This window comes from Sphingorhabdus sp. EL138 (assembly GCF_900258045.1).
Classification (GTDB): domain Bacteria; phylum Pseudomonadota; class Alphaproteobacteria; order Sphingomonadales; family Sphingomonadaceae; genus Parasphingorhabdus.
The window spans coordinates 622,146-646,235 of sequence record NZ_OGVD01000003.1 but is presented as its reverse complement, the minus strand read 5'-3'; the positions used below and the strand labels follow the sequence as shown (position 1 = coordinate 646,235).

Genomic DNA, 24,090 nt, shown 5'->3' with positions numbered 1-24,090 from the left:
GTCTGCCCACGCCAACAACGGCTTCATCCCGATAGCGGACGTCACCAAAAAGCCGTTTTCATCAATGACGGAAATGCCGCATCCCGGTAAACAGCATCGCCAAGCCCGCCTCGTCTGCCGCTGCAATTACCTCGTCATCGCGGATCGAGCCGCCGGGTTGAATCACCGCCGTTGCGCCCGCTTCGACCGCCGCCATCAGGCCATCGGCAAAGGGGAAGAAGGCGTCGGAGGCCACAGCTGATCCAATCGTCCGTGTTTCACTCCAACCGGCTTTTTCAGCTGCGTCCTTGGCTTTCCATGCGGCAATCCGCGCGGACTCCAGCCGGTTCATCTGCCCCGCGCCAACGCCTGCGGTCGAGCCGTCCTTGGCATAGACAATCGCGTTGGATTTCACATGCTTGGCGACAGTCCAGGCAAACAGGCAGTCCGCTTTTTCCCGAGCGCTCGGCTGGCGCTTGGTGACGCATTTCAGGTCTTCTTCGGCAATCTGTCCATTGTCGCGCGATTGCAGCAGATAGCCGCCCGCTATCGACTTCAACCCCATGCCGCCACGCGCAGGATCCGGCAGCTCACCCGTCAGCAAGAGCCGCAGGTTCTTCTTCTTCGCAAAAATCGCGCGGGCATCGGCATCTGCATCGGGCGCGCAGACGACTTCGGTGAAAATGCCGGTCATCGCTTCGGCCGCCGCGCCGTCCAGCGGCCGGTTGACCGCGATAATCCCGCCAAAGGCCGAAACACTGTCACAGGCGAGCGCGGCCTTATAGGCTTCCAATATGCTGTCGCCGCTTGCCACACCGCAGGGATTGGCATGTTTGACAATCACTACGGTTGGCGGCCCGTCACGAAACTCGCTGACCAGTTCCAGCGCGGCATCAGCGTCATTATAATTATTATAGCTCAGTGCCTTGCCCTGCAATTGTTCTGCCTGGGCAATGCCCTTGGCGGATGGTCCATCCGGCAGATAAAGCGCAGCCATCTGGTGCGGGTTTTCGCCATAGCGCAGTTCCGTCGGCTGGCTCATGGTGAGTGGCAGGGTCGGCGGGAACATCTGCTGTTGGTCGGCAAAGCCGAACCATTGTGCAATCATGCCGTCATAGCTCGCCGTTGCGGCAAAGGCCTTGGCCGCCATTTTCTTGCGGAAATCGAGGCTTGTCGCACCGCCGCTTTCTTTCAGTTCCGCAAGCAATATGTCGTAATCCGACGGGTCGGTAACGATGGTCACGAAATCATGGTTTTTCGCCGCGCTGCGCACCATGCTGGGGCCACCAATGTCGATATTCTCAATAATTTCGTCACGAGCCGCGCCTTTGACCACAGTCTGGGCAAAGGGATAGAGGTTGACGATTACCAGATCGATCCCGGCAATGTCATGCTCCTCCATCGACGCGACATGGCCCGCATTATCACGACGGGCGAGCAAGCCGCCATGGACCTTGGGATGCAGGGTTTTCACGCGGCCGTCCATCATCTCCGGGAAATGGGTAACATCAGAAATGTCAGCAACATCAAGCCCGGCATCGCGCAGGGCCTTTGCCGTACCGCCTGTGGAGATCAACGCCACGCCCATGGCGGCCAGTTCCTTGCCCAGATCCTCCAAACCGCTTTTGTCGGACACCGAAAGCAGAGCCCGTTTGATCGTAATATTCTCTGTCATGATCGTCTTTATCCCATATGTTTGAGCAGCCAGCCAGTCGCGCCGCCGCCGCTGCCCACCGTGTCTGTTATCACCATCTGCATGACGCCATGAGGGATACCCATGCCATCGACCCAGACGCTGTCTTCAAGAATGATTGTCCCGCTTGTAGCGCGAAATTGCCATAGATTTCCGTCTTTCAGACGCAATAGCACGCCCTTGCCTTCGGATATCAGGTCACTTTCAATATCAGGACCAAGGTGGAAACGCAGCGCATATTCCACGTCCTTTTTCTTGCGCCGGCGTTTGCGGCCATCGGGGATCAGCATATCCTCACCGCGCAGTTCTAGCCCATCAGAGCGCATCAGTAACAAGCGTTTGTGGAGCAGCCCGAAACGCCGTGCATAACCATCATGGCTCGCCTCCAGCCGGGTCGCATTTTCAACATCACGGCGGAACAGTTCCACCTCGTTCACCCCGCGGCCCAATTTGCCGTCAGGCAGGATCGAGGTGCTGTTGCTGTTGTCGATACACAGGGTGCTGTGTGCCGCCGTTGTCCGCAGTCCGCGTGCCAGTGCCGCCGGAATGGTCGCGCCGACCAGCCCCGCGCCACCGCAATTGCCGATAATCCGGTTGTCGCCGTTGGAAAATTCAAATGCCAGTGTCGACGCACAGCCCGCGACCGCCATCCTTGCGATCGGCGGCGGCGCTGCATCCATTATCAACACGGAACGTCCTGACGACACGCGTTGATAACCCCAATCGCGCGCCTGCCGCAGGGGCCTTGCGCGAATACCACTGGCTTCAATGGCTTGATCGACCTGCTCCGTCGACGTCGCGCCGCCACCCTGCCAATTGCCCATACTGCCATCGAAATGGGTGAGGCCGGTCAACGGTGGCACAGCCAGTGCCAGCGCATTTTCGAGGAATTCGGGCGCATCTTCTTCACGGGCTAGATAGACTTGCTTCAGCATTGAAAGCAGGATCACCGCGTCCATCTGATTAAGCGGAGAGCGTGAAACAGATCCGCCGTCGGGATAGAAAAATTCACCCATCGCCTTTTCCAGACCCGCTTCCCCGACAATACGGCGCACCCGTCCTTCGGGAATCAGCAGCGACGCGGCGACCACCCCGCTCCACGCAACGAGACGGCCGAGGCTGGAAGTCGCCTTGTCAGCCGTCCGGTCGAGGTGCCGGGCAGTACGAGCAATGTTGTTGAGGACTTTGGAGCGATAAATCAGGTCGTTCGACGAGAGGATCAGCGGTGCATGACTGGCCCAGATGAGCAGGCGCCAGCCGCAATTGTCGGGGCGCCAGGCTGGTTGCCGGATTTTCTTGCCGTTGGCATCGAGCCATTGTTCGACCAGCTTTTCAGCAACCGGCAAGGCTTGGTCGCGGGATGCGGCAGTATCAAGATCACGCAGCCAGACAAAACGATGGACATAGTCTTCAAAAGCAGGCGGCAATTTCAGGTCAGCAAAATCAATGCCGTCGAGTTTTTTCTGGAGACCGCGAAAAAGGAAATGGCCTGCACGGACTGCCATGCCCTGCACCCGGTCACCATCGACCGGGTCAACCGGTACAGCGAGCAAGCGCAGCGGTAGTTTTCCCGACAGCCGCAACCGATGCAGCGGCATTCGCCAAGTCATACGATAATAGAGCAGCGCGGTTTGCTCCGCCAGCGATTGCCCGCGATCACCCCCCGCACGAAGGGTCAGACTACGTCCTTCCGGCGCCTCGCTTTCTTCGCCGCTATAGCGCTCTAGTCCGCCGCCTGGATCACTAGCGGGATCATCGGCGGGACTTTCATTTTCGGGACGGTCTGCGCTCATTCACCCCTCAGACCGCTTATGTTGGCGGCATATTGGTCAGGGCCACCGCGAAAGGTCGCTGTGCCCGCTACCAACGTGTCGGCACCCGCTGCAATCGCCTTGGGCGCTGTATTCAAATCAATACCGCCATCCACTTCCAGCCGGATATCCTTGCCAGTTGCGTCAATGCGCTGACGGATCGCTTCAATCTTTCGCAGCTGTGTATCGATAAAGCTCTGTCCGCCGAAACCGGGATTGACGCTCATGACCAAAATAAGATCAAGATCGTCGATCAGATAATCGAGCACATCCAGCGACGTAGCAGGATTGAGGACCAGTCCGGCCTGCTTGCCCAGCGTGTGGATTGTTTGCACGGTGCGATGCGGGTGGGCTCCGGCCTCGGGATGGAAAGAAATGATATCTGCACCGGCGTCGGCAAAAGCCTCAAGATACTGATCCACCGGCGAAATCATCAAATGTACGTCAAACGGCTTCTCGCTATGCGGACGCAGCGCTTTGACGACAGCCGGGCCGATGGTAATATTCGGAACAAAATGACCGTCCATGACGTCAACATGCACCCAGTCACAACCCGCTTCGTCAATCGCTCGGACCTCTTCACCCAGCCGCGCGAAATCTGCAGAAAGAATGGAGGGGGCGATACGGACAGGGCTGGTCATGACGGTTCCTTTACCATCTTGCGTCTAGGATTTTTGCATTGGACCCGCAAGGCGCGATTCAGCGGTAATCTTAAAGGTCTGTGGACAATTTGGGGACAGGCTGAATTTCATCGTCCGATCAACCTTTTCGCTGCAACCGCGCGATGAAAAAGCCGTCGAGACACCCTTTTTCTGAGAGCATATTGGGCAGCGTCCGCACGCATCCCTTATCATCGGGTTCGATGCCATTGGGAAGTTCATCACTCCGGGCTGCGACCAGCTCATAATCCGCATGGTTTTCCAAAAATTGCTCTATCTGTTCCTCGCCCTCTTCCGGCTCCAGCGAACAGACGGCATAGACCAGCATCCCGCCCGGTTTGACCCATGTTGCAATCCGGTCGAGCAGTGTTTTTTGTACGTCTGCGCGCTCGGCAACCTGGCGCGATCCGATGCAATGCAGCACATCAGGATGGCGGCGAAAAATACCCGTCGCGCTGCATGGCGCGTCCAGCAGGATCGCGTCAGCGAGCTGTGATGGCTCCCAGTTCATCAGATCCGCGATCACAATTTCCGCGTCCAGTTTGGTGCGAGCGAGATTATCCTTGAACCGCTCCATCCGTTTTGCGCTATTGTCAACAGATATGGTTTTCCAGCCCGCAGACGCGAGCTGCATGGTTTTGCCACCCGGCGCAGCACAAAGATCGAGCACGGTTTTGCCGCCACCTTCGCCGAGCAATCGGGCTGGCAAGGACGCTGCCAGATCCTGTACCCAAAAGGCACCATCGTCAAAGCCCGCCAGATCGGTGACGGACGACCCCGATGGCATACGCAGATGTTTGGGGGAGAGCCTCTCACCCTCCAACGCGCCGATATCATCATCCTTGAAACTGAGATCGAGCGGCGGCGCACTGGCCCAGGCACGACCTGCACTGCTGGCCACATCTTCTCCCCAATGATGGGTCCAGCGATCGAGCGTTTCGCCAGGTATCTCGGGAGCCTCGGGCAAGGTCAGCTTACCAGATTCCAGTCCGCGCATCACGGTGGAGAAAACGCCATGCACAAGTCGTCGCGGCCCACCATGGACGAGTGGCAAAGCTGTAGCAATCGCAGCATGTTGCGGTGTTTCCAGTACCAGAACCTGCACCAAGGCAATGCGCAGCGCCATTCGCGCCTTGGCATCATCGGGCAAGCGTTTCCTGGTCGCACTGTCGATCATTGCATCGAGCGCGGTCATCCAACGCAGGGCGTTAGCTGCGATATTATGCGCCAGCGACCGGTCAGACGGATTGGAAAGTTTCGAGGTCGCCGCTGCCATGGCTTGATCCAACGTTTCTCCGCGCCTGCAGACGGCATCCAGCAGCCGCAGCGCCGCCGTGCGGGCCGGGAGACCGGGAATTCTGGAAGAGCCTGGGTTGTTCATATATTTTGCATTCCGCACTTACTGCGGAATCCAGAGCGGATCACGCTGATCTCCCCATAAACACACTTCACTTTGGATCAAGTGCGGCGCGCTTGGCGCTTTGCATCACCGTGTTGGATCGAGCGCGCTACGCTTGGTTCTGAGTCTGCCCATATCACCAATTTCATCGGCATTGCTTGACCAGCCGTCCGATCCGCCGCCACTGGCCATATCCTGCAACGCGGCGATGCGGTCTTCGGTTGCGGGGTGGGTCGAGAACATCTGCTTCACACCGGATGGCACAATATAGAGTTGCGCTGCGGCAGGATTGCGCTGGGCCACCGGGTTGGCAATACGCTGTGCCTGTCCAGAAATCTTGTGCAAAGCGGACGCAAGCGCTAGCGGCTTGCCGCTAATCTCGGCTGCTGACCGATCCGCGCCATATTCGCGGGTCCGGCTGATCGCCATTTGCACGATCATCGCCGCAAAGGGCGCGATGAACACCGCCAACAACCCGGCAATGCCGCGATTGTCGCGGAAGAACAGGCCGAAATTGGCGAGCATCGAAACAGCACCGGCGATCGTAGCAACCATTGTCATGATCAGCGTATCGCGGTTTTTCACATGGCCGAGCTCATGCGCCATCACGCCTTCAATCTCGTCATAGCTCAGCATGTTGAGCAGACCGGTTGTTGCCGCCACCGCCGAATGTTCCGGATCGCGGCCGGTAGCAAAGGCATTGGGCTGCGCCTGATCAACAATATAGACTTTCGGCATCGGCAGCTGCGCACGCTGCGCCAGTCGCTGCACCATCGTATAAAATTCCGGATGGCTGCTGGCATCGACCTCGACCGCCTTGTGCATTTTCAGCACAATTTTATCGGCGTTCCAGTAAGTGAAGAGGTTCATTCCAGCCGCCACCAGAAGCGCCAATATCGCGCCGCGCGGACCGCCAAGTGAGAATCCCATAACCATGAACAAGGCTGTCAGTGCCGCCAGCAACATGGTTGTCTTTAGAAAATTCATAGGTCAACTCGCTTGATTATAGTGCTTTCCCCTTCAATATAGGGGCTGAGGCGGGGTTTTTCAAACATATGGAAAATAGAAAATATGGCCAAAAATGATAGAAAATCTGATACTCGCCAGCCGGGAGAACGTCCCGACAATGTCAAACCACCTGCCCATCTGTCCAAAAATCCTCCGGTTCCGGAACCCGATCCGCTTGAGAAAGCCGACGAAATTTTAGAAAAGAACAGCCCTACTCGTTATGGAGATTGGGAACATAAGGGACTGGCGATAGACTTCTAGCGCACACCATTACCAGCAAGATCGCCGAAACGATTATCGCATTTTTGAAGGAACAAGAGTGACACGCTTTGCCGATCATTTCGATTTGAAGATACCGCTGGCACTTGCGCCAATGGCGCTGGCCTCTGGCGGCGCGCTGGCATCGGCTTGTGCACGGGCCGGAACATTGGGGCTGGTTGGCGGCGGCTATGGTGATCTTGAATGGACCAGCCGGGAATATGACATCGCGGCGGATGCGCTCAAAGACGATCCTGCGGCCATGAAACGCCTTGGCTGCGGATTCATCAGTTGGAAGCTTGCGGAAAATTCCGACGCGCTAAACTGGCTGATGGACAATCATCGTCCCGCTGCGATCATGCTATCCTTTGGCGATCCCCGCCCATTTTCTGAACGGATTCTGCGATCAGGAGCGACGCTGATATGCCAGATCCATTCGCTGAAAGATTTGCCGGTGGCGATTGAGGCCGGCGCGAAAATAATTGTTGCGCAGGGTACCGAAGCCGGTGGACATGGCGCGACCCAAGATCGCGGCAGAGGGACATTCTCTTTTATCTCAGAAACGGCAGACTGGCTTGCCGCCCATGCACCCGAAACCCATTTGCTGGGTGCTGGAGGCATTGCCGATGGTCGCGGCCTTGCTGCGGCTATGGTGCTGGGCGCAGATGGCGCCATGATGGGATCCCGGTATTGGGCCACCAGCGAATGTCTAGCCAACCCGAAAGCCAAGAAAGTTGCGACCCAGACCGATGGTGATAATACAGCGCGCAGCTCGGTCTTTGATATATTACGGCGGAAAAACTGGCCCGAGTCTTTTGACTTTCGGGCCATCCGGAATGACCTGTACCGGCAATGGGAAGATCGCATAGATGTGTTGAGAAATGATCCGGAGGAAGGCCGGGCCGCCTATGATGACGGCGTGCGTCAGGCAGATTTTGACAGAGCACATATCGGTATCGGCGAGTCTGCTGGCATGATATCCAGCGTGCCAGATGCGGCAACGTTGATTGCTGACATTGAATCGGAAATGAAAAGCGCCCTGATGTGGCCTAATCCCTGATCGAAACTTGGAGGAACCGGAATGACCGTTAGTGCAGAAATTGCCGTCCTTATCGGCGCCGTGGTCGGCGCGGTTGCTTCGCTTGCGACGGTGTTTCTCACCCATTGGCTGGCCAAGCGCCGCGAATATCGGCTGGATGACAAGCGCAAAGAGCGGCTGATCCTTTTGCTGCGCGGCGAAAAATATAAGTGGCGCAGTATCGAGACATTATCGTCCGCTGTCGGTGCGGATATCATCAAGACCAAAGAGTTGCTGATCGAGATTGATGCGCGCCAAAGCCTGTCAAACAACAGTTCATGGGGCCTGATATCGCGCAATCCCTATCCGGAAGATATTCAACCGAAGGATTAAAAGTGCTATCCTTTGGGCACCGCATAAAAGTCGCGATAGGATATCAGCTGGCCATCCGCGACCTTGTATAGTCCAACCCCTTCAATATCGCCTTCAGGTCTTTTCCAGAGCCAGCGCGACCAGGCGACATGGTCATCGCCAGCAATTTCGAGAACTTCGAAATGCATTTTCTTGTCCGCCAGTTCCTTGGTCAATCCGGCGAGAAGTTTTTCGATAGCTGGCTTGCCCTCAACCCGCCCGATGGCTGGATCTTCGAACACCGCATTGTCGGCAAAAAGAGGATTGAGCTTTGTATAATCATGCTCGTTCTGGATCTTCCAGAATTTCTCGATAACCTGTTTTGCTGTCGCCATATTCCATTCCTCTATTGCCGTCACGGTAAAATTAGGGGCGGGGCCGGTGTTTGGGCAAGCCCCCTTTTGACTAGCCTAGGGCGTTGTCGCTGCCGACTGTTTTTGCAGCGCATCTATGAACCAGCCTTCTACCCGGGTAATGAACTTTCCAAAGGCCTGATCATCGACAAAGGCTAGCGGATCGCCAGCTCGTTGCCGTTCGCGCTTCTTCATCAATCCAAAAAAACCGGGATGGTTGGCAAGAAAGACATCCGGCATCCAATCACGTGTCTTGTCAAACGTGCTGCGATAATCCTCAACAATGCCTTCATATTGCGGCGGATTAACAAGTCGGTTGGCAGCCACCGTGGCGGAGCAAAATACCAGTACATCGTATGATTTGCCGCTCTGCTCGACATCCATGGTCCAGGATGTACAACCACGCGAATGGCCCGGCGTGGCATGGGCGGTTAGTATCACGCCGCCATGCTTTACCTTCTCTCCGTCGGCGATGATGCGATCGACCTTCACCGGCGGCGCGAACAGAAAGTCCTGATCTTCAGACCCAAGATAGAAACCACCTTCCAGCGCGGAGCGATCACCTTCGCTAGCAATCATCTCGGCACCGCTCATTGCTTTCAGGTCGGCCAGCCCGCCAGAATGGTCGAGATGTGCATGGCTGTTGAGGAGGATTTTTATGTCCTTGGGATCATAGCCGAGCTGGGTGATGGCCTCTGCAACCATCGGTCCCTGATCAGGCATGCCGCCATCAATAACGATATGGCCGTCTTGGGTCGGGATGAAAAACATACCCAACCCCTCAGTTCCGACATAATAGATGCCTGCACCATCCTCGCCAATCACCTGAAAAGGCTCTACAGCAGCATACCAGCTCGGGTTATCCTTGCGCCACTTGGCAAGATTTTCGGCCGAGACCCTATTTTCCGGCAAAGATTCTGTTTTGGTTATGCCGGCATTTTTCGGGCTTTCAGTGAGATCGGGCCCGGGCGTGCAAGCCGCCAGAGACAGCAGCGGCAAGGCTAAGAAACGCATCTTCAGCATGTTAAAAACTCCACTCCCTGACAACCCTCTGCTGCCAGATGCCCGTCGCTACCTTTCGAAAAACTGAATGGTTTCATCGTCCATTGGGAACATCAGTTCAATACGCGTTTCGCCCGCCTGTGTGTCCTGCACGGAGCCAAATTGCGAGATAGTCGAAAAGAGCGACAAGCGATTTTCACCAACCCGCAAGATGGTGGGAATGACCGCCTGGTTGAGATTGATCGAAGCAAGATCGGCATTTTTAACCCGGTCCAGATCAGACACACGCTGCATCAAGGCAGATAATTTCTCATCGCCGCCAAGCTCCAATATTTCAGTGCGTAAGCGGGTCAGCGATAGCATCGCTACTTCGTCCCAATTTTCAATGAGGTCCATCTCGGCACTTTTGATCAAAACCTCCATCAGATTCACCGTCTGGCCCGGGCCAGCCAGCGCCAACAGCATTTGCGAGCCCTTGTTGGACCGTACGACATTCCAGTGCCGGTCCACCGCAATGCCAGGATAGGGGTCATGATGGTCGAGCATGGTCGCAATGGCCTGATGAACAGGCGCGAGTTCCGGTGCATCATCTGGTAAACTGGGATAAATGGCCGCAAAACCGGCTGCATTTAAAGCCTGATTGGCAGTGCCGCGCGGGAGTTTCAGGGCCTCCGACAGCCGCAATACCATAGCCCGGCTGGGATTGGAGCGGCCCGATTCGAGAAAGCTGAGATGGCGCGCCGACATGTCGGCCTCCAGCGACAGATCAAGCTGACTGAACCGGCGTAACTTGCGCCATTCCTTCAATATACTGCCAAATTCTGTCTGCATCTCCATCTCCTCCAATCAATATTATTGCACCATGCCAGCGCAGCACAAGGGGCGCACTTACCTGTCAGGTAATTGTTTTCACTATCCGCATCGGGTTTCATTACCGGGAATCAAAAAGGAGATAGATCATGTCACCCACAACTGCAGCGCGCGCCATGCGTATCATCGGCGCCTTTTCGATCATCACCGCCGTCCTGTTTGCTCTGGCCGGTGTTACCGATTTCACCGGCATGAATGACATGTTTTTCAATCTGGCCTCCTCCGGAAGCCAAGGCGTGGCCGGCCTGACGACGCCAGAAGCGAAACTTGCCATGGCGATAGCCGGCGGCGTGTTCGGCGGACTGGGTGCGATGTATCTGTTCATCTCTGCGCCCGGTGTGGAACAGGGCAATGAGCTGATCCGGCGCGGGTCCATCTACGTGTTTCTCACCTGGTTTGTGATCGATAGTAGCGCTTCGGTCGCGTCGGGCAACGCGGCGAATGTGATCCCCAACCTGGTCTTCCTGGCTTTTTACATGGCGCCGCTTTTACTGGCCAAACAGACCGGTGCGGCGGTTAACGCCTGATCAACCTCGCTCGTGCACATCCTTGATCCAGGGGCCAAAGGGCGAATTGCCCAGCATCGCCACCTGGGTCTTGGCACTGACATCATTAATAGCCAATGATGGCTTGCTGCCGGGATGAACGGGGACACGCAGCGGCCGTTTACCGGGTGCCATAGCTATCAGGCCAGCTATGGCGCGCGGTATATCCATCGGATCGGTAGAGCCGCCACCATCACGCAGCGCTCCTGCGACCAGCTCGGGATAGGCGGCTTTGCTCTCTTCGGTCGCCCGCTCCAGCATCGGTGCGGTCAGCTTGTTGCCATTTTCCCAGATCTTGGTCGGATAGCCGCCCGGCTGCACCACCGTAACATCAACGCCGTTCGGGACTAATTCATAAGCCATTTGCTCGCTCATCGATTCCAGTGCGAACTTGGTCGAGGAATAGAGCCCCATGCCCGGTATCATGACCCGGCCCAGCTGCGATGACACATTGATGATCAGTCCGGCTTTTTTGGCCCGCATCGCTGGCAAAGCTGCACGCGCCACCCGGTGCGGCCCGACGGTATTGGTTTCGAACAACAGCTGAGTCGCCTCGATATCCTGCAGCTCAACCGACGCGCCCGTGCCGATACCAGCATTGTTGACGATGACATCCAGAGCGCCGCCGTTAAGCCGTTCTGCTTCCGCCACCGCTTTGGCAACCGATTCATCCGACAGCACATCGAGTTCCAATAATGTCAGGTCAGAGCCATCCTTTGCCGCGGCTTCCAGTTTTCCTGCTTCTTCACGTGGCATGTTTCGCATGGTGGCAAAGACTTTCGCACCCCGTTCAGCGTAATGCAGTGCACCGAGATAGCCAAAGCCGGAAGAACAGCCAGTGATCAGCACAGATTTACCGGTCAGGTTGGTGTCTCCCTGTGCAGCGACCGACTGACAGGCGGTCAGGGCGATACCCGTTGCCGCGCCCGCGGCGAGCATCTGGCGGCGATTCAATTTGGTGTCGGTCATAGGCTGTGCTCCTTATCGCAATTGTCCGTCCCAATATCACAGAAATAGGCTATATATCTATCCGATAATAAGATTCGGGAGAGAATAGGTGCAGATAACCAAAGCGAGCGAAGCTGTGGGCGCAATTGTCGAAGGTGTCGATCTAACGTCTTTAACCGATGACGAGTTCGCGGAAATCAGGGAAGCTTTTTTTGATTCCGGTGCATTGTTTTTCCGAAACCAGCAGCTGACACCAGAAGACCATATCGCCTTTGCAGAGCGTTGGAACGATATCGACATCAACCGCTTTTTCACGCCCGTCGAGGGCTACCCCCAAATTGCCAAAGTCTTGAAAGAACCGGATCAGGAAGTGAATATTGGCGGCGGCTGGCACACCGATCACAGTTATGACGAGATCCCCGCTATGGGTTCTATCCTCTACGCACTGGAAATCCCGCCGAGCGGCGGCGACACATTGTTTGCCGGAATGCACGCTGCGTATGAAGCGCTGGATGACGAGATGAAAGTGCGTCTGGATGGCCTGAGGGCCCGGCACGGTAACGCCCATATTTTCGGTAAAGACAGTGACTATCAAAAGAAATTTGGCGGCCGCTTTGGCAATACGGAATCTGCGGTGCAAGAAGCAATCCATCCCGTGGTACTCAGCCACCCCGAAACCGGAGCAAAGGGTCTCTATGTCAATCCGGGTTTCACATTGGAGATTGTCGATATGGACCCGGCGGAAAGCACGGCATTGCTGGATGAGCTTTATACCCATATCCGGCAGCCGCAATTTCACTTCCGCCTGCAATGGCAAGAAGGCATGCTGGCCATGTGGGACAATCGTTCCACCTGGCATTATGCACTGAATGATTATCAGGGACATCGCCGCTATCTTAACCGTATCACGGTGGCCGGCGTGCCGCTGACCGGGGCAGCGTCTTAAGCCGGGACAGTGGTCACAGCATTGGTAAGTTTTTGTCACCTGCGCTTTTATTCAACCGCCGTTTAGGTTAGCACTGGCTTCAAGGCACCCGGTTTTGCGATTCATTCTGGTTTCGAATCCGGTTGTCAAAACGGGGGTGCAACAAAGCAGATGGTCGACAGCAAAGCGCATCATATAGTCTTTGCCAATGAAAAGGGCGGGACCGGCAAGTCCACCACCGCCGTTCATGTTGCTGTCGCACTCGCCTATCAGGGACATAAGGTCGCAGTCATTGATCTCGATCCGCGCCAGCGTACGCTTTATCGTTATCTGGAAAATCGCAGGGCCACGATGGACCGGCTGAACATCGATATTCCACAACCTTATTTCGAGGTGTTCGAACAAGATAACCTTGCCCGACTGGAACAACTGGTTGAACGGATGGGCCACGGTGTCGATTATCTGTTGTTCGATACGCCGGGTCGTGATGACAAATTTGCTCGTTTTGTCGCCACCCGCGCCAATACGCTGGTGACGCCGATCAACGACAGTTTTGTTGACTTTGACTTGATAGGTCAAGTCGATCCGGAAACTTTCAAGGTTCGCAAGCTTAGCTTTTATGCCGAATTGATCTGGGAAGCCCGCAAGGCACGCGCCAAAGCGGATGGCACGACCATCGACTGGGTGGTGCTGCGCAATCGTACACAACATGTCGAGGCGCACAATATGCAGCGGGTCATCTCTGCCCTGACAGAATTATCACAACGGGTCGGCTTTCGGGTCATACCTGGCCTGAGTGAACGTGTGATCTACCGTGAACTTTTCCCCGCCGGCTTGACGATGCTCGACAAAGAACATCTCGGCCGCCTCGCGACCAGCCACATTGCGGCCCGGCAGGAATTGCGCGAACTGATCAAGCATCTTGCCTTGCCGCAACCAGAAGGCGAGCGGCCGGTTTTTGGCAAACCCCAACTTGTTGCCTAAGCCATGACGTTCATGCTCATATTGAGCGGGTCCGTCATCGCCGCGCTCATATTGTCGGGCCGGGCCAAGACCATGGGGCCGAATGACTGGTTAGCGGTTGCTGTAGCGTTGGTTGGCGTTAATTTATGCCGCGGCGGTAACTGGATATTTGGTGGTGGATTGATAGTGGCGGCGTTGGCGTGGAGCGGCTCCAAGATTTTCGGTGCACGCAAAGTCGAGACGGAAGAAAATCGCAAGCCGCGTAATTTTGAACTGGACCGGGCGCGATCCTTATTAGGCATTGCCGAAGGGGCAGACCAAGCCACGATCAATGCAGCATGGCGATCACGCCTGACCGAGCATCATCCTGACCGCGGCGGAGATGAAGAGCTGGCTCGTCAGATAAACCGGGCCCGAGACATTCTGCTGAAGGAATTGGAAGCGGCCAATCACCGGTAAGCTGCCGGTCTGGTGCGATATGACGGCGATCCGGGGACTAGCTTTTGGACCACAGGCTTTCTATTACATCGCTACAAATACACCACGCGCCATGTTCGGCTCCCCCAAAGGAAAATAATCGATGACCGCACGTACATCCCATGACTTTCATCCAACCAGCCTGCGCGAATATGACATTCGCGGGATCATCGGCGAAACGCTGGATGAAGATGATGCCTATGCCATTGGTCGGGGCTTCGGTACGCTGATCGCACGGGCGGGGGGAACTGCGGTTGCGACCGGCTATGATGGGCGGACCAGTTCCCCGATGCTGGAAGATGCGCTGATCAAAGGTCTGAACGATGCTGGTGTGGACGCCGTTTCCATCGGCATGGGACCAACCCCGATGCTCTATTATGCCGAATGTGTCCTAGAACAGGTGCAGGGCGGCATCGAGATAACCGGCAGCCATAATCCCGCCAATTATAATGGCTTCAAAATGGTATTTCAGGGACGACCTTTTTTCGGAGCGGACATCCAGAAGCTCGGCACGATGGCGGCAAGCGGTGACTGGGAGGTGGCAGTCGATGACGCGGTTGGTAGCATCGAACGCTTTGATATCATGGATGAATATGTTGCCCGATTGACCAAGAATTTTACTGGTGACGCCTTGAAAATCGGCTGGGACGCGGGCAATGGCGCGGCCGGCCCGGTCATCGAAAAACTCACTGCCAACCTGCCCGGTGAGCATCATCTCCTTTTTACCGATGTCGATGGCAATTTTCCCAATCATCATCCCGATCCCACAGAAGAAAAGAATCTCGCCGATCTGAAGGCGCTTGTCGCCGACAAGAAGCTCGATTTCGGAGTAGCTTTTGACGGTGATGGCGACCGGATAGGTGCAATTGATGGAGAAGGGCGGGTGATCTGGGGTGATCAGCTGCTGCAAATCTATGCAGAGGATGTCCTGAAATCCGAGCCTGGAGCGACGATTATCGCAGACGTAAAGGCATCACAGGCGCTCTATGACCGGATCGCGGCACTCGGCGGCAAACCGCTGATGTGGAAAACCGGGCACAGCCTGATCAAGTCCAAAATGAAGGAAGTTTCTTCGCCGCTTGCCGGTGAAATGAGCGGCCATGTGTTCTTCAAGCATGATTATTACGGCTTTGACGATGCGCCTTATGCCGCCGTGCGCCTGATTCAGGCCGCAACCAATATCGGCAAAAGCGTGACCCAGCTGCGCAGCGATATGGTTGAGATGATCAACACGCCGGAAATGCGGTTTCAGGTCGATGAAAGCCGCAAATTCCCTGTGATCGAGGAGATACTTGAACGCCTTTCAGCAAGCAGTGCGGACGTCAACAATACTGATGGCGCACGGGTAAATACGGAAGACGGCTGGTGGCTGCTGCGGGCATCAAATACGCAGGATGTTTTGGTAGCCCGTGCCGAGGCCAAATCCAAGGAAGGACTGGAGCGGCTAATGGCGCAAATCGACGAGCAGCTGGCTTTGTCCGGTCTGGAGCGCGGGAAAACGGTGGAGCACTAGCCGCTTGGCAGCTGCCTGAATCACAAAGCGGACATTTCTTGATTGGATAGCGCAATGCCAATAGCAATATCAGGAGTTTCTGCTTCCCCAGACCAGTAACCGCACCAGCCAATAGCAGCAGCTGGATATGTCAGATCCACGACGCTCCAGGGAGGATTTTTTCTGAGGCTTATCAGCTGTACGGGGCTGCTTTCCTTGTGATGCTGTCATTTTCATTTTATCGTCGGCGTCCTTGTTCAGGAAGGAAGATAAGGTGAGGCCGGACGAGCAATCAGGGGATAATTGCCGTCGCCCGGCCTCCGGCGGAGCGCTTCTTGGGAGGGATCAGAAGCGCAGGGTCAAACCACCAAGAACCTGATTGGAGCCGAGGGAGGCTTCATTGTCATTGCGGCGATATTCGACACGGAATGATGCGTTTCTGTTTATCGCATATTCAAGGCCGCCACCGTAAATCAGGCCATCACCCGTTACCTTGTCCGTCGCAACTGCAGTGTCGTTTCCTGCCGCAAATCCGCGAACGGTATAGCGGTTAAGGCCGTAACCCACCCGGCCATAGGCCAGAAGATTGGGGGTGAGTGCGACACCGGCTCTGGCCGACGCGCTGGCATTCCATTTGGAATCCAGCTCAATCGAACCACCTCCGGGCAGGGTAGAACGCAATGTTTTGCTATTCGGGCTGAAATCGGCTTCGACGCCCAGAACAAAACTGCCAAACTGCGCATCATATCCTGCAAAACCGCCGTAGGAGATTCCGCTGGCTTTGTCGTTTAATCGCGCACTATTGGGCGCAGGTAGCAAGGTTTCATCTATCTTGCGGCGCTCCCATCCAGCTTGCACGCCAACTTTTACGCCTTCAAAATTTTCATCGTCGTTCTGCGCATGAGCAGCCGAGGCTCCGGTCAGAACGCCGAAAGCAGCGATGGTGGAAATCATTAGGGTCTTCTTCATATTATGTCCTTTCTCGACATTTTTGGGGAAAATTTGGGCGCAAGAATCCTTCTTCGGAAAATATGCCCCGATGGTTGTTTTGTTGATTTTGTGAAATTTGCGGTCGTGACTGACTGGATCAGATCGCTAAGAAATCTCGTATTTTATCAGCCGACAACGGCGTGACCGCGACCACTCATGCAGCGAATAACAATGTCTTTTCGATCCGTTCGGGTATCAGCGGCGCCGCTCGCACCGCCGATCAGGCCGCCCAAAAGCGCACCGACTATCGCACCCTCTACTGAGTCATCTTCTATGGCCCCTACTGCGCCGCCGACAACGGCACCGGCCAAGGCTGAAGTCTTGGTATCCCCATTGTCATAGCGCTTCGTTTTCGCAAGTGCCTGACAATCGGCAAGATCTGCATGATAGGCTTCATCCTCATAGCCATCGACTATCGGCCGATATCCGGATGCGGTATTTGCACACCCTCCCAGGACAAGGCTGCCACAGGCGATTACCATAATAGCGTTGCTTCTTTGAATTCTCATTTCTGCGTTTCCTTCAATGGATATTTCGATTGCATATCGCCAGCTACACTCTAGAATCTTTCTGAAACATGAATATTTATTATTGTTCTACAATAATTTTTATCTGTCATTCAAAAGGTAGTTTCTATGAATCAGAAAGCTTACATTCAGAATCGATGGCTTTATCGAGCCCTGCGAATTATTGCCGGACTCATGACTTCGTTGGTCGGATTGGTCATTATTCTTACGGCCGTGACTGCATTGACCGGAGATATGGAGTTATTGACCGATATGGTCGAAATCGAGTCGGACGATCCCAAACTGGGTTTGGTTGCCCAGATTGCTCTTGTCGCCACATGCAGCCTCGCAGTTTTCACATTCCTCCTGCTTTTCCGGTCTATCAATCGGTTTCTAGCTCATGCAGAGAAAGGCGAGCTATTTTTGGACAGTGCGGCCAATGCCTTATCCAGAATGGGTGTCTCGATGATATTGCTATATGTGGTTTTCCTCGGTTTTGACATATTGCTGCCGATGCTGATCGAACCGGAATCGATCATTGAAAATAGCATTGATTTCTTTGTCTATCTGATCGATCTCAATGCTCTGGGCTTGCTTATCGGCATTGTGCTGATGGCACTGGCGGGAGCCCTGCGCGAAGGACGCGAGCTTCAGGACGAACTGAGGCAGATCGTCTGATGAGCATTGAAGTAACCCTTGATGTGATGCTGGCCGTCCGGAAAGTTAAGTCCAAAGATCTTGCCGCTCATGTGGGCATTACGGACGCCAATCTCTCCCTGTTAAAATCCGGAAAGGTCAAGGGCATTCGTTTTGAAACGCTTTCCAAAATCTGTGAGTATCTGGATTGTACGCCGGGAGAACTGCTGCGCTATGTGCCTGGCGCTTCGGCTGATGAAAAATAGGTGACATCATGAACACCAAGCTACCATCGCAAACCGAGGCAGTTTTCGACGGCCTTCCCCCAGCCATGGCTGATCGGCTGGTGACGCTGCGGGCGCTGATATTTGAGACCGCTGCCGACAATCCGGCAATCGGGCCGCTGGAGGAAACGCTCAAATGGGGTCAGCCAGCATATCTGACGCCTGCTACCAAATCCGGTACGACCATCCGCATTGATCGCCACAAAAAATCCGGCAGCGGTTACGCCATCTATGTGCATTGCCAGTCCAATCTGATCGAACGCTGCAGGCAATTATATGGCGATATACTGACATTTGAGGGCAACCGCGCGATTGTCTTTGACGTCGAGAGTGAATTACCGACCGAAGCAGTAAAACACTGCCTTTCTATGGCTTTGACTTATCATCTGCGATCCTGACTTTCGCCATTCGCTCTCTCTCGCTCTTGTTCATTTCGGCAAAAATCCGCCAGACCGCGATAAACAAGGCGGCCAGTAGCGGCCCGATGACAATACCATTAAAACCGAACAGCTGCAGCCCACCCAATGTCGAGATCAACACAACATAATCCGGCATACGCGTGTCCCGGCCGACCAATATTGGCCTAACAATATTATCGACCAAGCTGATGACGAATATACCCGCGAGGATAAGAACAACCCCCTGCCATATCGATCCTGTAACCAGCAAATAGATCGCAACCGGCACCCAGACAAAACCGGTTCCAATCGCAGGAATGAGCGACAATATTGCCATCGAAACGGCCCAAAGCAAAGCGCCGCGAATATCCAGCGCCCAGAATATCAGCCCGCCGATCGTTCCCTGCAGCAATGCAACAACAAAGCTGCCCTTTATCGTTGCGATGATGACGACAAAAAACTTGTCGATCAGGATGGCACTCTTACTCTCAGACAGCGGGACGATATTTTCAATCTGGGCAGCCAGGGCGCGCCCGTCACGCAGCAGGAAGAATGTCAGATAGAGCATGACGCCCAGAGCGAGCAGGAATCGAAACGCCCCCTGACCGAAGCTAAGCGCCTGCGCGATCAGAAATTCAAGACTGCTGCCAATCGCGTCTTCAATTTGTGGCCGTACGGTTGCCAGATCGCCATAGCCCATAGCCGCAATTTGATTTTGCGCCCATGATGGCAGGCTATTTTGAAAGGCTATGAAGGCGCCGCCAAAATCAATCTCCCCCGCCTGGATGCTGGCATAAGCGCTGGTCGCCTCACGCACCAGAGCCATGCCCAGCAAAATAGCAGGAACAATAACCAGAAGAATAACAAGGATCAGCGTCACAAAAGCCGCAAGGTTGACCCGCGGCGAAAGCCAGCCGGATATTTTTTGATAAACCGGCTGAAACAGAACTGCGACGACAACGCCCCAGACTATCGCGCCAAAAAACGGCTCGATCAGCATCGCAAAAGCCAGTGAGATAATCACCAACAGCGCCAGCACAAAAAGCCGTTCTATTCCAAATTGGGGGGGCTCTGATTCATTCATATATTTTCGGCCACTTTGGTATAACAATTTGAGTTTTTACACAATAAATCCCGAAACCACACCCCATTTCGGTCCTCTATCCAAATGGTCCGAAAGCTGCCAGAACATGCAAAAAAGAAAAACAGTAAAGCGAGAGGTAAAATGGATAACATACCCTTCCAGAAAGGCCTGTATGAAACCGGCAATGGCATCTTCGCCTATTTGCAGCCTGATGGCGGCTGGGGCTGGTCCAATGCCGGGCTGATTACTGATGGTGGGCAATCGTTGCTCGTCGATACATTGTTCGATGCCAGCCTCACCCGCGATATGCTGTCCACCATGGCTGATGCTGCGGGTGTTGGCGCCGATGACATTGGCATTATCGTCAACACACATGCGAACGGAGATCATACCCATGGTAATGGTTGCTGCCAGCACGCGGAAGTAATTGCGTCAAAGGCCAGCGCCAAAGAAATGGACGAGCTGCCCGCACCTGCCCTGGCGGCAATCATGGCACAGGCAAAAGACTTGGGCCCGACCGGACAGTATCTTGTCGATATTTTCGGCAGCTTTGATTTTACCGATGTCGCCGAAAAACACCCAACCAAGACATTTAGCGGGGAATATAGCGTAACAGTCGGTGACAAGCAGGTTGACCTGATCGAGGTCGGTCCCGCCCATACCGCTGGCGATGTGTTGGTTCATGTGCCGGATGACAAAACTGTTTTCACCGGTGATATCCTGTTTATCGAAGGCACACCGATTATGTGGGCGGGGCCGGTTTCCAACTGGATCGCCGCCTGCGATCATATTATCGATTTGAAACCGGAGACGATTGTTCCGGGTCACGGACCGATCACGGATGAAGCAGGCGTAAGGCGAGTGCAAGACTATCTGCACTATATCGACGGAGAAGCGCGCAAACGCTATGATGCAGGTCTCCCGGCGCGTGATGCTGCCCATGATATCCGGCTGGGAGACTTTTCCAGCTGGGGCGATAGCGAACGGATCGCGGTTAATGTTTCGACCCTCTATCGCGAATATTCTGGCGACACCACGCCCCCTGATGCCACACAGTTATTCGGGTTGATGGCGGAACTGCGGCGTTAGACGTTAGAGACCTTTCGTCACTGCCAAAAATCGCTGGCACAAATAGCAATTGCTTTTCGGTTGAATTTAATCGATTGATTAAATTTTCGATCCGGAGATCAAAATGAACATTACAGTGAAGATAGACGGCGACATCGCCTATCTGACGATGGATGATGGCAAAGCCAATGCAATCAATCCTGATTGGATGACCGATTTTGTAGCAAAGTTCGAAGAAGCGGAAAGCGGTGCCAAGGCCGTCATCCTGTCTGGCCGCGAAGGTGTCTTCAGCGGCGGATTTGATCTCAAATGGTTGGCCGCAGAAGGGGCAGCGCGCTCGGGCGAGCTACTGGATCAGGCAAGCAAGATGCTGATCAAAGTCTATGGCAGCCGGGTTCCCGTCATTGCCGCGTGTAATGGCCATGCCATTGCCATGGGTGCGTTTCTATTATTGGCCTGTGATACCCGCATCGGCGCGAAAGGCTCGTTTCGATACGGAGCGAACGAGACGATCAACAACATGAATTTGCCGGTATTTGCCGTTGAACTGCCAAAGGCACGTCTGGATAGTCGCAAACTTACCCAAGCACTGATTCAGTCGCAACTTTATGAGCCAGCGGAAGCGCTGGATGTAGGATATATCGACATGCTGGTTGATCCCGAGCTGGTTCTCAAAACCGCAAAGGAGCAGGCTGAACTACTCAGCAAACTTCCCGGACGTGCATATGGCGCCAATAAACTGGCCGTGCGCAAACCCACGCTCGATCTCATTGAAGCGGCGATAGGGACCTACTAGATATCTCAGCTGCGCTGCTTATGGTGAAGTGATGAGCGGCAACGCACTTCCTAAACCTCTTTCCGACTGGTTCGCCTCGCGCAAATGGACGGTGCGTCGGCATCAGCTGGAAATGCTCGAAGCTGCGAGGGCGGCGAGGCATGCCTTGCTTACCGCACCCACAGGCGCGGGCAAGACACTGGCCGGGTTTCTGCCGACGCTGGTGGACCTGATCGAACAGCCCGATTTTGATGGTCTCCACACGCTCTACATTTCACCCCTCAAGGCCTTGGCCGTCGATGTGCAGCGCAACCTGCTGACGCCGATTGACGAAATGGGCCTGCCAATCAAGGTGGAGACCCGCAGCGGGGACACGCCCGCCAATCGCAAGGCGCGCCAGCGCGTCAAGCCGCCGCAAATATTACTGACCACACCAGAATCGCTCAACCTGCTGCTCAGCCAGGAAGACAGTTTCACGCTCTTTGCGAAACTGAAGCATGTGATCATCGATGAAGTGCACGCTTTTGCATCCGGCAAGCGCGGTGACCTGCTTTCCTTATCACTTGCCCGGCTACAACGGATTGCGCCGGATATGCGCCGCGCCGCCTTGTCGGCAACCGTAGCCGACCCTGATGATTTTCGCGCATGGCTGGCACCCTATGGTGATATTGACGCTGTCACCCACGTGCTGGGCGAAGAGGGTGCACCTGCTGACATCGCGATCATGATCCCCGAGACCCCGGAAGGCGACAAGATCCGTGTGCCATGGGCCGGGCATGCCGGTGTCTATGCCGTTCCTCAGGTGATGGAGCAGATCAAGGCCAATCGGATGACACTGGTTTTCACCAACACCCGTTTTCTGGCCGAATTTATCTTCCAGAAACTGTGGGAGATTAATGACGACACCCTGCCGATCGGGGTGCATCACGGCAGCCTCTCCAAAGAAGCCCGGCGCAAAGTCGAAAATGCCATGGCCTCGGGCAAGATGCGCGCGCTGGTCTGCACGGCCTCCCTGGACCTTGGTGTCGATTGGGGCGACATAGATTGCGTTATCCAGATGGGGGCGCCTAAGGGCAGTTCGCGCCTGCTCCAGCGGATTGGCCGGGCCAACCACCGGCTCGACGTCTCGTCCAAGGCTTTGCTGGTCCCCGGTAACCGTTTTGAATATCTCGAAGCCCAGGCGGCACTGGATGCCGTCAATGAAGGCCGGCGAGATGGGGAGCCTTTTCGCCCCGGCGGGCTCGATGTCCTCGCACAACATGTCATGACCTGCGCTTGCGCCGCGCCATTTCAGGAAGATGATTTGCTCGACGAGCTGCAATCCTCACTGCCCTACAGCGCGCTCGACAGAGAGACGTTTGACCGCGTGCTCGGCTTCACGCGCGACGGCGGATACGCGCTGAAAGCCTATGACAAATTCAAACGCCTGCGGCGCGACAACAAGGGTGTCTGGCACCTTGTCCATCCGCGTTTCGCCACCCAGCACCGGATGAATGCGGGGATTATCGTCGATGCCGCGATGATGAATGTGCGGTTTAAAAATGGCCGGAATCTCGGCAAGGTGGAGGAGAGCTTCGCTGCCATCCTGAGCCCCGGTGATACGTTCTTTTTCGCCGGTATGAGCCTGGAGCTGATCAAGCTCGACACGTCGGACGTCATTGTGCGGGCGACCAAGAAAGCGGCGATGATCCCCAGCTATATGGGCCTGCGCCTGCCGCTCACCACGCACCTGTCAGACCGCGTACGCGGTTTTTTGACAGATCGGGCAGGGTGGGCGCGTTTCCCCGATGACGTGCGCGAATGGTTGGAAATGCAGGACCATCGATCACGGCTGCCTGAACCCGGCGAACTGCTGGTTGAAACTTTCCCGCACGAGGGGATGCACTATATGACGGCCTATAGCTTTGAAGGCTGGAACGCCCATCAGTCGCTCGGTATGCTGCTGACGCGGCGGATGGAAACCCGGGGGCTGAAACCCATCGGCTTTGTCGCCAATGATTATGCGCTCGCCTGCTGGAGTGTTGAGCCGGTAACTGATCCTGTACCACTGTTCAGTGCCGACATATTGGAAGACGAGTTCTTCGACTGGATCGAAGGTTCCTATCTGCTCAAACGTGCGTTTCGGGAAGTGGCTGTAATTAGCGGACTGGTCGACCGGCAACATCCCGGCAAGCGCAAGACCGGCAAGCAGGTGACTTTCTCCACCGACCTGATTTTCGACGTCTTGCGCAAATATGAGCCCGATCATCTGTTGATGCAGGCTGCCTGGGCCGATGCAAGGGCACGAATGACCGATGTCGCCCGACTCGGCGACCTGCTAGACCGGGCAGCGGGTTCCATGGTCCATGTCGAACTCGACCGGGTCAGTCCCCTTGCCGTACCTGTTTTGGTGATGATCGGCCGCGAACATGTGGCGCAAGGAGCTACGGATGACGCACTGCTGATCGAAGCGGAAAGCCTGATTGAAGAGGCGATGCGCGGTGATTAGACACGTTTGGTATTTCGTACATATTTGTCGCCCGCTAAAATTTCGGGTAA

The 24,090-nt window shown here is 55.2% G+C and carries 26 protein-coding genes; 14 read left to right on the top strand and 12 right to left on the bottom strand.

The features are described 5' to 3' along the window. Nucleotides 1-61: 61 nt before the first annotated feature. The 5 genes from purH to DK507_RS09265 all read right to left on the bottom strand — a co-directional run bounded on the left by purH (nucleotide 62) and on the right by DK507_RS09265 (nucleotide 6,528). On the bottom strand, nucleotides 62-1,654 hold the full coding sequence (gene purH / locus DK507_RS09285) for a bifunctional phosphoribosylaminoimidazolecarboxamide formyltransferase/IMP cyclohydrolase (RefSeq protein WP_109356075.1): 1,593 nt from the start codon (nucleotides 1,652-1,654) through the stop codon (nucleotides 62-64). Nucleotides 1,655-1,662: 8 nt separating this feature from the next. Continuing rightward, entirely contained in the window at nucleotides 1,663-3,465 is a 1,803-nt protein-coding gene (locus DK507_RS09280) for a heparinase II/III family protein (RefSeq protein ID WP_109356074.1), read from the bottom strand. Continuing rightward, nucleotides 3,462-4,124: a ribulose-phosphate 3-epimerase gene (gene rpe, locus DK507_RS09275; protein WP_109356073.1), complete on the bottom strand. Its 663-nt coding sequence runs from the start codon at nucleotides 4,122-4,124 to the stop codon at nucleotides 3,462-3,464. Before rpe ends, DK507_RS09280 begins: the two co-directional genes overlap by 4 nt. 118 nt (nucleotides 4,125-4,242) lie before the next feature. Then, nucleotides 4,243-5,523, bottom strand: coding sequence for an RsmB/NOP family class I SAM-dependent RNA methyltransferase (locus tag DK507_RS09270; RefSeq protein ID WP_109356072.1), 1,281 nt, complete (start codon nucleotides 5,521-5,523; stop codon nucleotides 4,243-4,245). A gap of 105 nt (nucleotides 5,524-5,628) precedes the next feature. Next, nucleotides 5,629-6,528, bottom strand: a complete 900-nt coding sequence (locus DK507_RS09265) for a M48 family metalloprotease (protein WP_109356071.1) — start codon at nucleotides 6,526-6,528, stop codon at nucleotides 5,629-5,631. Nucleotides 6,529-6,612: 84 nt separating this feature from the next. Between DK507_RS09265 and DK507_RS09260 the strand changes: the two genes are divergently transcribed. From DK507_RS09260 to DK507_RS09250, 3 genes are read left to right on the top strand one after another with little or no spacing between them, the layout of a single operon-like run. Beyond that, nucleotides 6,613-6,810, top strand: coding sequence for a DUF1674 domain-containing protein (locus DK507_RS09260; protein WP_109356070.1), 198 nt, complete (start codon nucleotides 6,613-6,615; stop codon nucleotides 6,808-6,810). A gap of 58 nt (nucleotides 6,811-6,868) precedes the next feature. Next, entirely contained in the window at nucleotides 6,869-7,867 is a 999-nt protein-coding gene (locus DK507_RS09255) for a nitronate monooxygenase family protein (RefSeq protein ID WP_254054316.1), read from the top strand. Between the two features lie 21 nt (nucleotides 7,868-7,888). Further along, nucleotides 7,889-8,218 carry a hypothetical protein gene (locus DK507_RS09250; RefSeq protein WP_109356069.1) on the top strand — a complete coding sequence of 110 codons (330 nt, stop codon included), beginning with the start codon at nucleotides 7,889-7,891 and terminating at the stop codon, nucleotides 8,216-8,218. 5 nt (nucleotides 8,219-8,223) lie between these two features. On the opposite strand, the gene DK507_RS09245 is transcribed toward DK507_RS09250, so the two are convergent. The 3 genes from DK507_RS09245 to DK507_RS09235 form a co-directional block, all read right to left on the bottom strand. Continuing rightward, entirely contained in the window at nucleotides 8,224-8,571 is a 348-nt protein-coding gene (locus DK507_RS09245; protein WP_109356068.1) for a nuclear transport factor 2 family protein, read from the bottom strand. A gap of 75 nt (nucleotides 8,572-8,646) precedes the next feature. Continuing rightward, on the bottom strand, nucleotides 8,647-9,612 hold the full coding sequence (bla, locus tag DK507_RS09240; RefSeq protein ID WP_109356067.1) for a subclass B3 metallo-beta-lactamase: 966 nt from the start codon (nucleotides 9,610-9,612) through the stop codon (nucleotides 8,647-8,649). Nucleotides 9,613-9,660: 48 nt separating this feature from the next. Continuing rightward, the gene (locus DK507_RS09235; RefSeq protein ID WP_162558982.1) at nucleotides 9,661-10,422 is read right to left on the bottom strand and encodes a helix-turn-helix domain-containing protein; all 762 of its coding nucleotides are present in this window, start codon (nucleotides 10,420-10,422) and stop codon (nucleotides 9,661-9,663) included. A gap of 128 nt (nucleotides 10,423-10,550) precedes the next feature. On the opposite strand from DK507_RS09235, the gene DK507_RS09230 reads away from it, so the two are divergent. Then, nucleotides 10,551-10,988, top strand: a complete 438-nt coding sequence (locus tag DK507_RS09230) for a hypothetical protein (protein WP_109356065.1) — start codon at nucleotides 10,551-10,553, stop codon at nucleotides 10,986-10,988. Here the strand turns inward: DK507_RS09230 and DK507_RS09225 are convergent, their stop codons facing one another. Continuing rightward, a complete protein-coding gene (locus tag DK507_RS09225) occupies nucleotides 10,989-11,975 on the bottom strand; it encodes an SDR family oxidoreductase (protein ID WP_109356064.1) in 987 nt (328 codons plus the stop codon). An 88-nt stretch (nucleotides 11,976-12,063) separates the two neighbouring features. Here DK507_RS09225 and DK507_RS09220 point away from each other — a divergent pair, with 88 nt between their 5' ends. From DK507_RS09220 to pgmG, 4 genes are all read left to right on the top strand, one after another. Next, nucleotides 12,064-12,900 carry a TauD/TfdA family dioxygenase gene (locus tag DK507_RS09220; RefSeq protein ID WP_109356063.1) on the top strand — a complete coding sequence of 279 codons (837 nt, stop codon included), beginning with the start codon at nucleotides 12,064-12,066 and terminating at the stop codon, nucleotides 12,898-12,900. Nucleotides 12,901-13,050: 150 nt separating this feature from the next. Next, the gene (locus tag DK507_RS09215; RefSeq protein ID WP_109356062.1) at nucleotides 13,051-13,863 is read left to right on the top strand and encodes a division plane positioning ATPase MipZ; all 813 of its coding nucleotides are present in this window, start codon (nucleotides 13,051-13,053) and stop codon (nucleotides 13,861-13,863) included. A gap of 3 nt (nucleotides 13,864-13,866) precedes the next feature. Next, on the top strand, nucleotides 13,867-14,301 hold the full coding sequence (locus DK507_RS09210; RefSeq protein ID WP_109356061.1) for a J domain-containing protein: 435 nt from the start codon (nucleotides 13,867-13,869) through the stop codon (nucleotides 14,299-14,301). A gap of 121 nt (nucleotides 14,302-14,422) precedes the next feature. Further along, nucleotides 14,423-15,832 carry a phosphoglucomutase/phosphomannomutase PgmG gene (gene pgmG, locus DK507_RS09205; RefSeq protein ID WP_109356060.1) on the top strand — a complete coding sequence of 470 codons (1,410 nt, stop codon included), beginning with the start codon at nucleotides 14,423-14,425 and terminating at the stop codon, nucleotides 15,830-15,832. Nucleotides 15,833-16,156: 324 nt separating this feature from the next. Here the strand turns inward: pgmG and DK507_RS09200 are convergent, their stop codons facing one another. After that, complete coding sequence (locus DK507_RS09200) at nucleotides 16,157-16,780, bottom strand: outer membrane protein (RefSeq protein WP_109356059.1); 624 nt, start codon at nucleotides 16,778-16,780, stop codon at nucleotides 16,157-16,159. Nucleotides 16,781-16,926: 146 nt separating this feature from the next. Then, nucleotides 16,927-17,310, bottom strand: coding sequence for a glycine zipper domain-containing protein (locus tag DK507_RS09195; protein WP_216822368.1), 384 nt, complete (start codon nucleotides 17,308-17,310; stop codon nucleotides 16,927-16,929). 192 nt (nucleotides 17,311-17,502) lie between these two features. Between DK507_RS09195 and DK507_RS09190 the strand changes: the two genes are divergently transcribed. The 3 genes from DK507_RS09190 to DK507_RS09180 are packed head-to-tail and all read left to right on the top strand — an operon-like array spanning nucleotide 17,503 to nucleotide 18,625. Beyond that, nucleotides 17,503-17,985 (top strand): hypothetical protein, encoded by a 483-nt coding sequence (locus DK507_RS09190; RefSeq protein WP_162558981.1) that lies wholly within the window; start codon nucleotides 17,503-17,505, stop codon nucleotides 17,983-17,985. Beyond that, nucleotides 17,985-18,209 carry a helix-turn-helix transcriptional regulator gene (locus tag DK507_RS09185; RefSeq protein ID WP_109356056.1) on the top strand — a complete coding sequence of 75 codons (225 nt, stop codon included), beginning with the start codon at nucleotides 17,985-17,987 and terminating at the stop codon, nucleotides 18,207-18,209. Before DK507_RS09190 ends, DK507_RS09185 begins: the two co-directional genes overlap by 1 nt. Nucleotides 18,210-18,217: 8 nt before the next feature. Beyond that, nucleotides 18,218-18,625: a DUF1801 domain-containing protein gene (locus DK507_RS09180; RefSeq protein ID WP_109356055.1), complete on the top strand. Its 408-nt coding sequence runs from the start codon at nucleotides 18,218-18,220 to the stop codon at nucleotides 18,623-18,625. Here the strand turns inward: DK507_RS09180 and DK507_RS09175 are convergent. Further along, nucleotides 18,594-19,709 carry an AI-2E family transporter gene (locus tag DK507_RS09175; RefSeq protein WP_109356054.1) on the bottom strand — a complete coding sequence of 372 codons (1,116 nt, stop codon included), beginning with the start codon at nucleotides 19,707-19,709 and terminating at the stop codon, nucleotides 18,594-18,596. The two genes, DK507_RS09180 and DK507_RS09175, sit on opposite strands and share 32 nt — an antisense overlap. A gap of 141 nt (nucleotides 19,710-19,850) precedes the next feature. On the opposite strand from DK507_RS09175, the gene DK507_RS09170 reads away from it, so the two are divergent. The 3 genes from DK507_RS09170 (at nucleotide 19,851) to DK507_RS09160 (ending at nucleotide 24,040) form a co-directional block, all read left to right on the top strand. Beyond that, complete coding sequence (locus DK507_RS09170; protein ID WP_109356053.1) at nucleotides 19,851-20,798, top strand: MBL fold metallo-hydrolase; 948 nt, start codon at nucleotides 19,851-19,853, stop codon at nucleotides 20,796-20,798. Nucleotides 20,799-20,901: 103 nt separating this feature from the next. After that, entirely contained in the window at nucleotides 20,902-21,573 is a 672-nt protein-coding gene (locus DK507_RS09165; protein WP_109356052.1) for a crotonase/enoyl-CoA hydratase family protein, read from the top strand. A gap of 31 nt (nucleotides 21,574-21,604) precedes the next feature. Then, nucleotides 21,605-24,040: a ligase-associated DNA damage response DEXH box helicase gene (locus DK507_RS09160; protein ID WP_109356051.1), complete on the top strand. Its 2,436-nt coding sequence runs from the start codon at nucleotides 21,605-21,607 to the stop codon at nucleotides 24,038-24,040. The last annotated feature ends 50 nt before the right edge of the window (nucleotides 24,041-24,090 follow it).